Below are 12,967 nucleotides of genomic sequence, written 5' to 3'. Positions count from 1 at the left end.
GCGGCTACAGGTGCAACTGATAGCTTGCCTGCACCCAGCGATAGGCGTCCGCCGTCTTCTCGACGAAGCCGATGGACGGGAACGGCATGTGATAGCCCGTCACCGGCAGCCGGTCGGTCGCCAGCATGTCGAGGATGCGTTTGCGGGTGGCGGTCGCGGTGTCCTTGTCCATGTCGAAGCGGACATGCCAGTCCGGCTTCATAAGCGACATCACATAATGATTGGTGACGTCGGCCATGATCAGGAAACGCTTGCCGTCGCTCTCGACATGATAGGCCAGCATGCCCGGCGTATGGCCGAAGGCATTGACGGCGCGGATGCCGGGGACGACTTCGGCGTCAGGCTTGATGAATGTCATCTTGTCGGCCAGCGGCACGACATTGGTCTGCACCAGCTTGGCGATGGCTTCGGTCGGCCCGGCGAGCCGGTCCTTATGGGTCCAGAAATTATATTCCGTCTCGCCGATAACATAGCGGGCCTTGGGGAAGAGCGGCTTGCCGTCCTCCATCAAACCGCCAATGTGGTCCGGATGGCCGTGGGTGATGACGACGACATCGACATCCTCCGGCTTCAGCCCCGCCTCGCCCAGCTTGATCGCGAGCTTGCCCGCATAGGGTCGGCGCGCCGCGCCATTGCCGCTGTCGAACACCACGACTTCCTTGCCGGTGTTGACGATGACGGGCGTGAAGCTGTTCTCGATCTTGCTCGAGGAGAGGAAATTCTGCTCGGCGAACGCCTTGACCGCTTCGGCGGGCTGGTTTTGGCCGTAGACCGGATGCGGCCCGTCCACCTGGATGGCGCCGTCGAGGATGGTGGTGACTTCGAACTGGCCGAGCTTGGCGCGATAGACCGAGGAGCGCATCGGCCCGAGCTGCGGCGCGGCGGCGAAGGCGGCGCCCGGCAGCACGGCGCCGAGAAGCGGCAAAGCGGCGAGCGCGGCGGCGCCCGTCAGCAGCTCGCGGCGGCTGAGCGAAAATTCAGAGGTCATGGTATCTCCTGTTTGACTTGGCCCGGCCAGCGTCCCTCGCGAATGGCGGCTTCCTCCCATTGCCTATTTTTTGGGCCAACGCTGGCCTTGAAAGATGGCATCAGCGCGTTCTCTTGGCGCCGGGACCGTGATTTGCCGTATAGATAGAGGGCGCGCGGGGCCGGACGTGGGAGCCGGGACGCCGGGTTCGCACCCGGACGGCACCGATTAACGAAACGTAAACTCCGGCGCGCTATGAAACAACGGACCAATGGACGTGGGCCATGAAGTTTTTCGTCGACACCGCCGATATCGCTGAAATCCGGGCCCTGGCCGCGACCGGAATGCTCGACGGCGTAACCACCAACCCCTCGCTGATCGCCAAATCCGGCCGCAATTTCATCGAGACGGTGAAAGAGATCTGCGCCGTCGTGCCCGGACCGGTGAGCGCCGAAGTCGCCGCCACGGAGGCCGAGGCCATGATCGCCGAGGGACGCCGGCTCGCCGAGATCGCCGGCAATGTCGCCGTGAAAGTGCCGCTGACCTGGAACGGTCTGACCGCCTGCCGGACGCTGACGGGCGAAGGCACCATGGTCAATGTGACGCTGTGCTTCTCGGCCAATCAGGCGCTGCTGGCGGCAAAGGCCGGCGCGACCTTCATCTCGCCCTTTCTCGGCCGGCTCGACGATGTCGGCGAGGACGGCATGGCGCTCATCCGCGACATCCGCGCGATCTACGACAATTACCCGGCGCTGAAGACTGAAATTCTCGCCGCCTCGATCCGGCATCCGCGCCATGTCACCGAATGCGCGCTGGCGGGGGCTGACGTGGCGACGCTGCCGCCGGCCGTGCTGCGCCAGCTCGCCAGCCATCCGCTGACCGACCGCGGCCTGGAGCAGTTCCTCGCCGATTGGGCCAAGACCGGCCAGAGTATTTTGTAGAGTGGAGTTCGATGGGCCGGAATCGCAGCAGACCATTCGATAGCCGGCCCTTCCGTCCCTGCATTGGGGGCGGCAAATCATGAGCGCCGCGCAAGACGAGCCGTCCGTCTTCCCCGCCGCGCCCGATGCCGTTGCTGCCGTCCGCGCTTGGCTCGCTTTCCTCGGCAATGAGCGCGACTATGCCGACAATACGCTCGAAGCTTATGAGCGCGATGTCCGCCAGTTCTTCGCCTTCCTGGAAACACGGCTCGGCGCGCCCGCCTCGCTCGGCCATCTGAACCGGCTGACGCCGCAGGAGCTGCGCGGCTTCATGGCCGCGCGCCGCGCGTCCGGCGCTTGCAGCCGCAGCCTGTCGCGCAGCATTTCCGCCCTGCGCGCCTTCTTCCGCTTCCTCGAACGCGCCTCGCTGCTGAAAAACCGCGCCGTGCTCGCGGTCGCGCTGCCCAAGGTGCCGCATTCGGTGCCGAAGCCCCTGACCGTCGCCAAGGCCGCCACTGTCATGGCTGAGAGCGGGGATGCGAAAGGGCGGGGCCAGGAGAAATGGATCGGCGCCCGCGACGGCGCGGCCATGATGCTGCTCTACGGCTCGGGCCTGCGGGTTTCGGAAGCGCTCGGCATCGCCCGCCGCGACGCGCCGGTGCCCCCGCGCGATATCGTCCGGGTCAAGGGCAAGGGCGGCAAGGAGCGGCTGGTACCGGTGCTGCCCGCGATCCAGCGAGCGGTTGCGCATTATATCGCGCTATGCCCGTTTCCACTGCCGCCGGAGGGGCCGCTGTTCCGGGGCGCCAAGGGCGGGCAGCTTTCGCCCCGCATCCTGCAATTGCTGATGGCCCGGATGCGCGGCGCGCTCGGCCTGCCGGAGACGGCGACGCCGCACGCGCTGCGCCATTCCTTCGCGACGCATCTCCTCGGGAACGGCGCCGATCTGCGCGCGATCCAGGAATTGCTCGGCCATGCCAGCCTATCGACGACGCAGATCTACACCGACGTCGACCGCGAAGCGCTGCTGCGCATCTATGACCGCGCCCATCCGCGCGCCGGCGAACACACGCCGCTCAAACAGGCGCCGGACAAGCCGCCGCCTGTTTGATGCGAGCGATAGGATGATGAGATTTTAGCGATCACAGCCCGTCGAAAGTGGTGCCCAGCCACATCAGGATATAGGCGAGCAGCAGCACTTCGAACGTGTGGCCGGCGACGATGTCCGACAGCACGGGGACGCGGACCCCGGCATAGACCATCAGGATGACGACAACGGCGAGAATGGTTGAAATGAGCCAAATGGCGAAAGTCGGCCGAGACATGAAGTTCCCCTCTTTTTCGTTCCAGGCATGCGCCCGCCCCTGCGGCCCAAAACCGCCGCGTCCGCATCCTAGCACCCAACAGCCATAATCGCCGAGAGTTCCGCCTTCGCCCGCGCCGCTGACAGGATTGTCGATGCTGTTGGGGCGGTCGCGAAGCAGCATCCTATTTGCGGTAAAATGCGCGTTCTTACACTTAAAGCGGGATGACGAGCGGAAAACCGGTATCCACTTTTCCTCATCCCGCTCTAGCATTGGGCGGATTCGCGGCCGGAGGGTCTTGGCTTGTTCAAATCGGTTCTCATCGCCAATCGCGGCGAGATCGCGCTGCGCGTGATCCGCACGGCCAAGCGCCTCGGCATGCGCGCGGTCGCGGTGCATTCGGCCGCCGACCGCACGGCGCTGCATGTCAAGGCGGCCGATGAGAGCATCGAGATCGGCCCCGCGCCGAGCGCCGACAGCTATCTGCGCCAGGACCGGGTCGTCGCGGCGGCGCTAACGGCAGGGGCGGAATGCGTCCATCCGGGCAGCGGCTTCCTAGCGGAGAACGCGGAGTTTGCCGAAGCCTGCGCTCGGGCCGGGCTGGTCTTCGTCGGCCCCTCGCCCGAGGCGATCCGCATCATGGGGCAGAAGGACGAGGCGAAGCGGCTGGCCGCGAAACTCGGCATCCCGACCGTGCCCGGCTATTCCGGCGAGGCTCAGGACGACGCGACTTTCGCGCGCGAGGCGGCCCAGATCGGCTACCCGGTGGTCCTGAAGGCGATTGCGGGCGGCGGCGGCAAGGGGCTGAAGCCGGTTTTCGCGGCGGGCGATCTCAGCGAGGCGGCAGCCAGCGCGCGGCGCGAGGCGCAGGCCGCGTTCGGCGACAGCCGGCTGATGATCGAGAAGCTGATCGAGCCGGCGCGCCATATCGAAGTGCAGGTCTTCGGCGACAGCCACGGCCATGCCGTGCATTTGTTCGAGCGCGAATGCACGCTGCAGCGGCGCAGCCAGAAGGTCATCGAGGAAGCGCCCGCCATCAACATGCCCGCCGGCCTTCGCGCCCGCATGACGGAGGCCGCGCTATCCGCCGCCCGCGCGGTGAACTATCTCGGCGCGGGGACGGTCGAGTTCCTGGTACCCGGCGGTCCGATGACGGACGAGACGCCGTTCTATTTCATGGAGATGAATACCCGGCTCCAGATCGAGCATCCGGTGACGGAGCTTATCACCGGCCTCGATCTTGTCGAATGGCAGTTCCTGGTCGCGGCGGGCAAGCCCTTGCCGCTGGCGCAAAAGGCGATCAAGGCGAAAGGCGCGGCCGTCGAGGCGCGGCTTTACGCCGAGGACCCGGCGACGGGGTTCCTGCCATCGCCGGGCAGAATCTGGCTGGCACGGTTTCCGGAGGGGGACGGCGTGCGGATCGACAGCGGCGTCGAGACCGGCAGCGAGGTGCCTCCATATTATGACGCGATGATCGCCAAAATCATCGGTTTCGGCACGGAACGGGGGGCGGCCTATGACAGGCTGCTCGGCGCGCTGGAGGCAACGGTTCTCGCGGGGCCGCAGACCAATCTGGCCTTTCTGCACGGCTTGGCGGCGCGGGCGAAAAGCGGGGGCGAGCGGCTTTCCACGCGCTATATCGAAGGCCACCTTGCCGAGCTGACTGCGGCGGAAGACGATGCCGCTGCCGTCAGGCTAGGCGCGCTCGCGCTGATCAAGGCGCGGCAGTGCGAGGCGACGGCACTGCGGCGCGCAATCTCCGACGAGCCGCATAGCCCTTGGGACATCAACGATTCCTTCGACCTTACGACGCTGCGAAAATTGACCTACGACGTCGAGGCAAACGGCGCCCACCATAGCGTCGCCATCGACTGGACGCCCACCGGCCCGCGCCTCGTCGACGGCAGCCCGACGGACACAGCCGAAACCATCCCCACTGACGACGGAATCATCGTCTGGCGCGCCATGCGCCCGACGCGTGTCCGCTTCGCGCCGCGCCAGAAGGCGGATGCGGCCGATGCGTCAGGCGGCGGCCTGCTGCGCGCGCCGATGCCGGGACGGCTCGCAAAAATGTTTGTCGGCGAAGGCGACCGCGTGGCGCGCGGCGACAGGATGGCGGTGGTCGAGGCGATGAAGATGGAGCATATTCTGCACGCCCCGGCCGACGGCATCGTCAAGAGCCTGACGCACCGCGAGGGCGATCAGGTCGATCTCGGCGCGGTCATCGCCGAACTGGAGATGGAAGGCGCGCATGCATCTGATTAAGCTCTGCGTCGGCATCGACAGTTTTGAGCAACTGGCGGCTTGGCAGACGATGCGGCTGGAGAAATACCGCCGTGCCGGCGCGCCTGCGGAGCTGATCCACCGCACCCGCCACGCCCCGCGCCAAGCCGACGCCGTGCTGACGAGCGGTTCGCTCTATTGGGTCATCAAGGGTGCGATCCAATGCCGGCAAAAGGTGCTCGAATTGCGCGAGGAAACGGACCAGGAAGGCCGCTCGCTGTGCGGCATCGTGCTCGACCACGCGCTGATCGCGACGCGTCCGCAGCCGCGCCGTCCGTTCCAGGGCTGGCGCTATCTCAAGCCGGAGGACGCGCCCGCAGATCTTGGCGCGGCGGGACGCTTCGACGAGGGCGACATCCCGCCCGCCATGCGCGCCGAACTGGCGGCATTGTCGCTGCTATAGCGCCGCGCCGAGCCGGGACCCATTTGCCGACCACAAATGCGCGCGATCGGCGGCCGGGCCCCGGCTCGCCGCTTCGCGACATCCGGGAAGAGTCGCTCAGCGTACGGTTAGAGCAGCGGGTCTCGGGGCCATCCTAGTAAGGGTAATAGCCAAAGCCGAAGCGGAACCGCCGGGGGCCCCAATAGCCGTAATGGCGCGGGCGCTCATAGCCGTAGTCGTAATCATAATCGTCGTCGTCATAATAGCCGTCATCGTCGCGGCGGGCCTCGGTCCTCTTCTTGTCGGCCTTCTCGGGCTTGTCATCCTTCTTGGCGAGTTTCGGCTTCTGCTTGGAAGGCGGGGCTTTGGCGGCCTTGTCCGGTGTCGGCACTGCGGCGGCCTTCCGCGCGGAGGGCGGCAGGTAGTCGTGCTCGCCTTCCTTGGCCTCGCGCTTGGCCGGGACATCCATTTTCGCGTCGCCCTGGGCGTGAGCCGATGCGGTCGCGCGCTCTTTGGCGGTTGGCGGCTGCTCCGTCACCGTCGCGATCGTCGCGGCAGGCGCGGGCGGTGATGCCGGCGGCGTCGCGGTGGCCGCGACCGGCGCGGGCGTCGTCGAAGGCGCAGCCGGAGCAGGCGCCGGGACGGCGGCCGTCACGGTAGGCGATGCGGCCGGAGCCGGCGTCTCAGGCACCGGCTCGGCCTTCGCGGCGGCGACAGGCCCGCCGGCGGGAGGCGTCGAGGTGGGCTTTTCAACCTGCCAGATCTCTTTGACGATCTTGCCGTTCTCATACATCAGGATGAATTTCACCGGGATCTTCTTCGGCCCGATGAAATCAACCCGCGCGGTGACGGTCGAGACCTTGCCGTTCTGGCTTTCGGATACCTCGAGCACCTTATAGTCGATGTCGCCGGCTTCCTCGCTGAAGCGCTTCCAGACGCCCTTGATCTGCGCCTTGCCGGTATAGACGCCGGCGAGCGGTCCGCCGACCCAGTGGAATTCGGCCTTGTCGGCGTAGAACGAGGCGATGGTCTCGGCATTGCCGCCGGCGATGGCGTTGAAATAAGCCTCGGCGCGGAGAGCGTCAGTGCTCGCCTCCGCGCTCGGGGCGGACAGGAAGAGGAATGCGGAGACTGCCAGGGCAGCCTTCATTGCGTGTCGTTTCATCAGAAGTCTCCTCGCGCCACCTGCACCCGCAACAACACGTGCGCGCATCGTCCTATTCGTCGTTTGGCCTCTCTTTGGGTTCATGAAATACGCGCGGGGTCCGCAATATTGAGGGGCAAATGCCCCCCGCTATTTCGGCTGTGTCTTATTCCGCTCGATGGCTTCCATGATCAGCCGCTTGGCGAGAACCTCATCGCCCCAGCCAATGGCCTTAACCCACTTGCCCGGTTCCAGGTCCTTATAATGTTCGAAAAAATGTTGGATTTGATCGACCGTGATCTCCGGCAGGTTCTTGTAACTCTTCACCGCATCATAGCGCTTGGTCAGCTTGTGTGATGGCACCGCAATGATTTTTTCGTCCATGCCGCCATCGTCCTGCATCTGAAAGACGCCGATCGGGCGCACGTTGATGACCGCCCCTGGCACGATCGGCCGGGTATTGGCGACCAGCACGTCGATCGGGTCGCCATCGTCGGACAGCGTGTGCGGGACGAAGCCGTAATTGCCGGGATAGCGCATCGGCGTATAGAGGAAGCGGTCGACCACCAGCGTGCCGGCCTCCTTGTCCATCTCATATTTGATCGGCTCGCCGCCGATGGCCACCTCGATGATGACGTTGATGTCCTCGGGTGGATTCTTGCCGATGGCGATGGCGTCGATTCTCATTCGGTATGTCTTTCATGTCCGCTGATCGTCGGGCGGCAAATCCGCTCGACGGTCTCCGCTATCAGATTATGAAAACCGCCGTCGAGTACGGAAATCGCGTAAGTGCAAAATCTACCCTTCGAGGACGAATCTGCCGCGCCGTTTCTTGCGCGCCCGGCAACCCCTGTCTAGGGTGCCGGCATGTTCATGAGAGGGGGCTCCTCATGCCGTTTATCGGACTTTTCCATCTTCTGATCGCCATCGGTTTCGCCTATCACGCCATGAAAACCGGGCGTCCGCAATTCTGGACCTTTGTCCTGATCTTCGTTCCGCTGGTCGGCTCGATTGCCTATGTCCTGTTCGAGCTTGTACCGGAACTTGGCCAGACGCGCCGGGCGCGTCGCGTCGCCGGTGGCATCAGCGATCTTGTCGACCCTAACCGCGAATGGCGGCGACGTCATGACGAAGCCTCACGCACTGACAGCGTCGAAACGAAGCGGGCGCTGGCCGAGGAATGCGAGCGCAAAAACATGTGGGCCGAAGCGATCTCGCTCTACCAAACGGCGGCGCAAGGCATTTTCGCCGACGATGCGCCGTTGCTCTTTGGCCTGGCCCGCGCGCAACTTGCCTCAGGCGACGCTGCGGCGGCCGAGGCGACTCTGAACCGCCTGCGCGCGGCACATCCTGACATGGTGCATCAGGACGGCCATCTCCTTTATGCACGCGCGCTCGAGGCGCAGGACCGCCTTGCCGAAGCGGCGGAAGAATATGCCCATCTGTCCCGCTATTATGCGGGGTTGGAGGCGCGAACCCGCTACGGACTCTTGCTTTTACGGCTGGGGGAACCGGCCAAAGCGCGGGCTTTGTTCGAGGATGTCGTGCGCGCTGGAACGGCGCGGCGCGTGACCATCGTGAAGGCCGACCAGGATTGGCTCAAGGTTGCCCGGGCCAATCTGTAAGCGCTTGCCTGGTGTTTGCACAGCACAGGTGAATTCGGCCCAAAACTGCTCGAAATTTGACTCAATGGGGAACCATTACAAGGGCTTGCAGTTGTTTGCAGGATCGTTAAGCTAGGGTGTCATCTGACGCTTTTTGCTGATGGTTGTTGGCATGTTTGCGTTGAACATGGTTTTGAAGCGGCTGGTGAAGCAAGGCCGCCTGCAGATTACTGACCATGACGGCGAAACCTACGAGTTCGGCGATGCGAATGCGCCGCTCGATGCCGCCATTACTTTGCGTGATCCCGGCCTCGCCTGGCGGATCGCGAAGAACCCGGCGATGAATGTCGGCGAAGCCTATACCGACGGCTCGCTGGTGATAGACAAGGGTTCGCTGCGCGATTTCGTCGGCGTCATCCTGCAGAACACCCGGCGCTGGAACGACAGCCTGCCGGGGCGCGCCTATTACCGCATCGAGGACATCGTCAAGATGCCGGCGGTGCTCAACTGGACCAGCCGCTCGCGCCAGAACGTCAAGCATCATTACGATCTGTCCGGCGAGCTGTTCTCGCTCTTCCTCGACGCCGACCGGCAATATTCCTGCGCCTATTACCGCGAGGATGGCGACGATCTCGACGCCGCCCAGCTGCACAAGAAGCAGCATATCGCCGCCAAGCTCAACATCCGGCCGCACCAGCATATTCTGGACATCGGGTCGGGCTGGGGCGGCCTCGCCATCTATCTCGCCGAGCATTATCCGGTGCGCGTTACCGGCCTCACTTTGTCCGATGAGCAATTCCGCTACGCCAGCGAGCGCGCCCGCGCCGCCGGCCTTGCCGACCGCGTCACCTTCAAGCTCTCCGATTACCGGCTGGAAGCGGGGACATATGACCGCATCGTCTCGGTCGGCATGTTCGAGCATGTCGGCAAACCGCATTTCGCCGCCTTCTTCCGAAAGCTGTCCTCGCTGCTGACGGAAAACGGCGTCGCGCTCATTCACACCATCGCGTTCCAGACGCCGCCCTCGCAGATCAACCCATGGTTGCGCCGGCATATTTTCCCCGGCGCCTATCTGCCGAGCCTGTCTCAGCTCGCCCCTTTGATCGAGCGCCAGGGCCTCTGGCTGACCGACACCGAGAATCTTCGCCTGCACTACGCCATGACGCTCGGCGCCTGGCGCGAGCGCTTCGAGGCCAATCGCGAGCGAATCGCGTCGCTCTACGACGAGCGCTTCTGCCGGATGTGGGATTTCTACCTTCAATCCTGTGAGGCCGGGTTCCGCTGGGGCGGGCTGTCGGTGCTGCAAATGCAGTTCGCCAAGGAGATCGACGTGCTGCCCATCACCCGGGACTATATGGCCGCCGAGGAAGCCCGGCTGCAGCAGGAGGACGCCCTCGTCGCCCAGACCCGCGAAACCGCGGTTTGGGCGCTTCCGCATCCTGCGCGGGAAACTGTGGATGTTCGCACGCATTCGGGTAACTAAGTCTCTGACGAATCGGGTAAAGTTGCAGCCGAATCCGTCAACCAACCGCGCTCCCGGCTGTGCAAAACGGGTATGAGTTCGGACCGCTCCGCGCTTGCCGATTCCGTGGGTCGCGGAATCGGCTAATCATGCCGCCCATGAGACAGAAGCCAGCCGCCACGCCATCCCATCTGCAAGCCGTTTCCGGCGATCCCGCCATTCCGTTCCGCCAAGCCCCGCACAATATCGAGGCCGAGCAGGCGCTGCTCGGCGCCATCCTGATCAACAACGAGGCGTTCGACCGCGTCTCGGCCTTTTTGGAGCCGCATCATTTCTTCGATCCGCTGCATGGGCGGATTTTCGAAACCGCGGCCAAGTTCATCCAGAGCGGCAAGCACGCGACACCGATCACGCTGAAGAGCTTCTTCGAGAACGAGGACGCCATCGGCACGGTGACGGTGCCGCAATATCTCGGCCGGCTCGCCGCGCACGCAACCAGCATCATCAATGCCGAGGATTATGGCCGCACCGTTTACGACCTCTCCGTCCGCCGCGACCTCATCATGATCGGCGAGGACATGGTCAACATCGCCTATGATTCGCCCTTCGACATGCCGCCGGAAAAGCAGATCGAGGAGAGCGAGCAGCGGCTTTACGGCCTCGCCGAGCGCGGCAAGTACGGCTCGGGCTTCATGGAGTTCTCCCACGCCCTGGGCGACGCCATCGACATGGCGTCGAAAGCCTACGAGCGCCAGGGCGGCCTGTCGGGCATCTCGACCGGGCTGAAGGATCTCGACCGGGCCCTGGGTGGCTTGCAGCCGTCGGACCTGCTCATCCTCGCCGGACGCCCGTCCATGGGCAAGACGGCGCTGGCCACCAATCTGGCGTTCAACATCGCCAAGGCATTCAAGACCCAGCCCGGCCCCGGCGGCCAGGAGGAAGTCACCGACGGCGCCATCGTCGGCTTCTTCTCGCTCGAAATGTCGTCCGAACAGCTCGCCACCCGCATCATTTCCGAGCAGGCGCAGATCTCCTCCGAAAAGATCCGGCGCGGCCTGATCAGCGAGGATGAGTTCCACCGGCTGGTGAAGGCAACGCAGGAGCTGCAATCGCTGCCGCTGTTCATTGACCACACCGGCGGCATTTCGATCGCCCAGCTCGCCGCCCGCGCCCGCAAGCTGAAACGCCAGCGCGGCCTCGGCCTGATCGTGGTCGACTATCTGCAATTGCTGAGCGGCTCGGCCAAGCGCTCGTCGGAAGGCCGCGTGCAGGAAGTCACCGAGATCACCACCGGGCTGAAAGCTCTGGCCAAGGAACTTGCGGTACCGATCCTGGCGCTGTCGCAGCTCTCGCGTCAGGTCGAGAACCGCGAGGATAAACGCCCGCAGCTTTCGGACCTTCGCGAGTCCGGCTCTATCGAACAGGACGCGGATGTGGTTATGTTCGTGTTCCGCGAGGAATATTATGTGCAGCGCGCCGAGCCTTCGATCACCAAGGTCGAGGAGCATCAGCGGTGGCAGGACGAGATGGATCAGGTGCAAGGCATCGGCGAAGTGATTATTGGTAAGCAGCGCCACGGCCCGACCGGCACGGTGCGGCTGCAATTCACCCCTGAATTCACGCGCTTCTCGGACCTCGCCGACGACAGCCGGCTGCCCAGGCATTATTCGAGCGAGTAATGGATGGCGGATCATCAGGGATAGGACGCGACAGCACGGCGCTCGGCCGCCTTTTCGGCGGCGCCGACATCCCCCCGGCGGCGACCGGCGTGTTGGCCGTCGATCTGGCCGCCCTGGTGCGGAACTACAAGAAGCTGCGCATGATCGCGGCGCCCGCCGAATGTTCGGCCGTGGTCAAGGCCAATGGCTATGGGCTTGGCGCGGCTCCCGTCGGCGCGGCCTTGTATGAAGCCGGCTGCCGGACATTTTTCGTGGCGACCTTGGCCGAGGCCGAGGCGCTGCGCGCGGCCCTTCCCGATCCCGTCATCTATGTGCTCGACGGGTTGCTGCCCGGCACCGCCGCCTCCTACGCCGGGCTCGATCTGCGCCCGGTGCTCGGCAGCATGGTGGAGATCGAGGAATGGGCCGCCTGCTGCCGCGCGACCCAGGCGCCGCCGCCTCCCGCCGCCATCCATGTCGATACCGGGTTCAACCGCCTCGGGCTCAAGGCCGAAGACCGCCGCGCCCTGCTCTCGGCGCCGGACATGCTCCGGGCCTTCCCGATCAGCCTGTTGATGAGCCACCCGGCCTCCGCGGACACGCCCAGCGATGCCATGAACGCCGAGCAGCTCGAGCGGCTGATCGCCTTCGCGGCGGAATTGCCGGGTACACCGCTCAGCCTCGCCAATTCCGCCGGCATCTTCATCGGCCCGCAATTCTGCCTGGACCTCGTGCGCCCCGGCATCGCGCTTTATGGCGGCAATCCCTTTTCCGACCGGGAAAACCCGATGGAGCCGGTCGTTCGTGTCTACGGCCGCATTCTGCAGACCGGCGAGGCGGAGGCCGGCGAAACCGTCGGCTATAACGGCATGCTGCGGCTTACCCGCCGCACCCGCTACGCCACGGTCGGGGTTGGTTATGCGGACGGTATATTTCGTGCCCTCAGCTCCAGCGACGCGCAGGCCGGCGCGCCCGCCTATGTCGACGGCGAGCCATTGCCAATCTTAGGCCGCGTTTCCATGGATCTTAGCGTATTCGACGTCACCGGCATCGCGCCGGGGCGCATCGAGCGCGGCGGGTTTGCCGAATTGATCGGGCATCATTTTACGGTCGATGACGCCGCCGCGCTGGCGGGCACCATCGGCTATGAGATTCTGACGAGTCTGGGTCCGCGTTATCACCGAATTTACTTCAGCGGGGGAACCGGCGATGACACCGGGGAGCCGTCCGCATAAAGGAACCA

The 12,967-nt window shown here is 64.8% G+C and carries 12 protein-coding genes; 8 read left to right on the top strand and 4 right to left on the bottom strand.

What is annotated here, in order from left to right:
• Window positions 1–4: 4 nt before the first annotated feature.
• On the bottom strand, window positions 5–988 hold the full coding sequence (locus BLEFHOIH_RS07925; RefSeq protein ID WP_088344124.1) for an MBL fold metallo-hydrolase: 984 nt from the start codon (window positions 986–988) through the stop codon (window positions 5–7).
• 263 nt (window positions 989–1,251) lie between these two features.
• On the opposite strand from BLEFHOIH_RS07925, the gene fsa reads away from it, so the two are divergent.
• Window positions 1,252–1,908: a fructose-6-phosphate aldolase gene (gene fsa, locus BLEFHOIH_RS07920; protein WP_088344123.1), complete on the top strand. Its 657-nt coding sequence runs from the start codon at window positions 1,252–1,254 to the stop codon at window positions 1,906–1,908.
• Window positions 1,909–1,987: 79 nt separating this feature from the next.
• Window positions 1,988–2,998, top strand: coding sequence for a tyrosine recombinase XerC (locus BLEFHOIH_RS07915; protein ID WP_088344121.1), 1,011 nt, complete (start codon window positions 1,988–1,990; stop codon window positions 2,996–2,998).
• A 31-nt stretch (window positions 2,999–3,029) separates the two neighbouring features.
• On the opposite strand, the gene BLEFHOIH_RS07910 is transcribed toward BLEFHOIH_RS07915, so the two are convergent.
• On the bottom strand, window positions 3,030–3,212 hold the full coding sequence (locus tag BLEFHOIH_RS07910) for a hypothetical protein (RefSeq protein WP_088344330.1): 183 nt from the start codon (window positions 3,210–3,212) through the stop codon (window positions 3,030–3,032).
• Window positions 3,213–3,494: 282 nt separating this feature from the next.
• Here BLEFHOIH_RS07910 and BLEFHOIH_RS07905 point away from each other — a divergent pair, with 282 nt between their 5' ends.
• Both BLEFHOIH_RS07905 and BLEFHOIH_RS07900 read left to right on the top strand, forming a co-directional pair.
• On the top strand, window positions 3,495–5,456 hold the full coding sequence (locus tag BLEFHOIH_RS07905; protein WP_088344119.1) for a biotin carboxylase N-terminal domain-containing protein: 1,962 nt from the start codon (window positions 3,495–3,497) through the stop codon (window positions 5,454–5,456).
• A complete protein-coding gene (locus BLEFHOIH_RS07900) occupies window positions 5,443–5,877 on the top strand; it encodes a DUF1489 domain-containing protein (protein WP_088344117.1) in 435 nt (144 codons plus the stop codon). The genes BLEFHOIH_RS07905 and BLEFHOIH_RS07900 overlap by 14 nt, the downstream gene beginning before the upstream one ends.
• Window positions 5,878–6,010: 133 nt before the next feature.
• Here BLEFHOIH_RS07900 and BLEFHOIH_RS07895 read toward each other — a convergent pair whose 3' ends face one another.
• Window positions 6,011–7,021: a nuclear transport factor 2 family protein gene (locus BLEFHOIH_RS07895; RefSeq protein ID WP_170937054.1), complete on the bottom strand. Its 1,011-nt coding sequence runs from the start codon at window positions 7,019–7,021 to the stop codon at window positions 6,011–6,013.
• 129 nt (window positions 7,022–7,150) lie between these two features.
• Window positions 7,151–7,687: an inorganic diphosphatase gene (gene ppa, locus BLEFHOIH_RS07890; RefSeq protein WP_088344113.1), complete on the bottom strand. Its 537-nt coding sequence runs from the start codon at window positions 7,685–7,687 to the stop codon at window positions 7,151–7,153.
• A gap of 14 nt (window positions 7,688–7,701) precedes the next feature.
• On the opposite strand from ppa, the gene BLEFHOIH_RS07885 reads away from it, so the two are divergent.
• From BLEFHOIH_RS07885 to alr, 4 genes are all read left to right on the top strand, one after another.
• Window positions 7,702–8,625 (top strand): tetratricopeptide repeat protein, encoded by a 924-nt coding sequence (locus tag BLEFHOIH_RS07885; protein WP_170937053.1) that lies wholly within the window; start codon window positions 7,702–7,704, stop codon window positions 8,623–8,625.
• Window positions 8,626–8,776: 151 nt separating this feature from the next.
• Window positions 8,777–10,087, top strand: a complete 1,311-nt coding sequence (locus tag BLEFHOIH_RS07880; protein WP_088344109.1) for a cyclopropane-fatty-acyl-phospholipid synthase family protein — start codon at window positions 8,777–8,779, stop codon at window positions 10,085–10,087.
• A gap of 137 nt (window positions 10,088–10,224) precedes the next feature.
• Complete coding sequence (locus BLEFHOIH_RS07875; protein ID WP_088344328.1) at window positions 10,225–11,745, top strand: replicative DNA helicase; 1,521 nt, start codon at window positions 10,225–10,227, stop codon at window positions 11,743–11,745.
• Window positions 11,745–12,959, top strand: coding sequence for an alanine racemase (gene alr, locus BLEFHOIH_RS07870; protein ID WP_088344107.1), 1,215 nt, complete (start codon window positions 11,745–11,747; stop codon window positions 12,957–12,959). Before BLEFHOIH_RS07875 ends, alr begins: the two co-directional genes overlap by 1 nt.
• The last annotated feature ends 8 nt before the right edge of the window (window positions 12,960–12,967 follow it).

This window comes from Rhodomicrobium sp. R_RK_3 (genome assembly GCF_002198715.1).
Lineage (GTDB): Bacteria > Pseudomonadota > Alphaproteobacteria > Rhizobiales > Rhodomicrobiaceae > R-RK-3.
This window is presented reverse-complemented; position numbering and strand designations above follow the sequence as displayed.

Excerpts from the sequence above, each read along its gene's own strand:
- BLEFHOIH_RS07900 (WP_088344117.1), top strand. The coding sequence starts at position 5,443 with ATGCATCTGATTAAGCTCTGCGTCGGCATCGACAGTTTTGAGCAACTG.
- BLEFHOIH_RS07875 (WP_088344328.1), top strand. The coding sequence starts at position 10,225 with ATGAGACAGAAGCCAGCCGCCACGCCATCCCATCTGCAAGCCGTTTCC.
- BLEFHOIH_RS07910 (WP_088344330.1), bottom strand. The coding sequence starts at position 3,212 with ATGTCTCGGCCGACTTTCGCCATTTGGCTCATTTCAACCATTCTCGCC.
- BLEFHOIH_RS07880 (WP_088344109.1), top strand. The coding sequence starts at position 8,777 with ATGTTTGCGTTGAACATGGTTTTGAAGCGGCTGGTGAAGCAAGGCCGC.
- alr (WP_088344107.1), top strand. The coding sequence starts at position 11,745 with ATGGATGGCGGATCATCAGGGATAGGACGCGACAGCACGGCGCTCGGC.
- BLEFHOIH_RS07915 (WP_088344121.1), top strand. The coding sequence starts at position 1,988 with ATGAGCGCCGCGCAAGACGAGCCGTCCGTCTTCCCCGCCGCGCCCGAT.
- ppa (WP_088344113.1), bottom strand. The coding sequence starts at position 7,687 with ATGAGAATCGACGCCATCGCCATCGGCAAGAATCCACCCGAGGACATC.
- BLEFHOIH_RS07885 (WP_170937053.1), top strand. The coding sequence starts at position 7,702 with ATGTCCGCTGATCGTCGGGCGGCAAATCCGCTCGACGGTCTCCGCTAT.
- fsa (WP_088344123.1), top strand. The coding sequence starts at position 1,252 with ATGAAGTTTTTCGTCGACACCGCCGATATCGCTGAAATCCGGGCCCTG.
- BLEFHOIH_RS07895 (WP_170937054.1), bottom strand. The coding sequence starts at position 7,021 with ATGAAACGACACGCAATGAAGGCTGCCCTGGCAGTCTCCGCATTCCTC.
- BLEFHOIH_RS07925 (WP_088344124.1), bottom strand. The coding sequence starts at position 988 with ATGACCTCTGAATTTTCGCTCAGCCGCCGCGAGCTGCTGACGGGCGCC.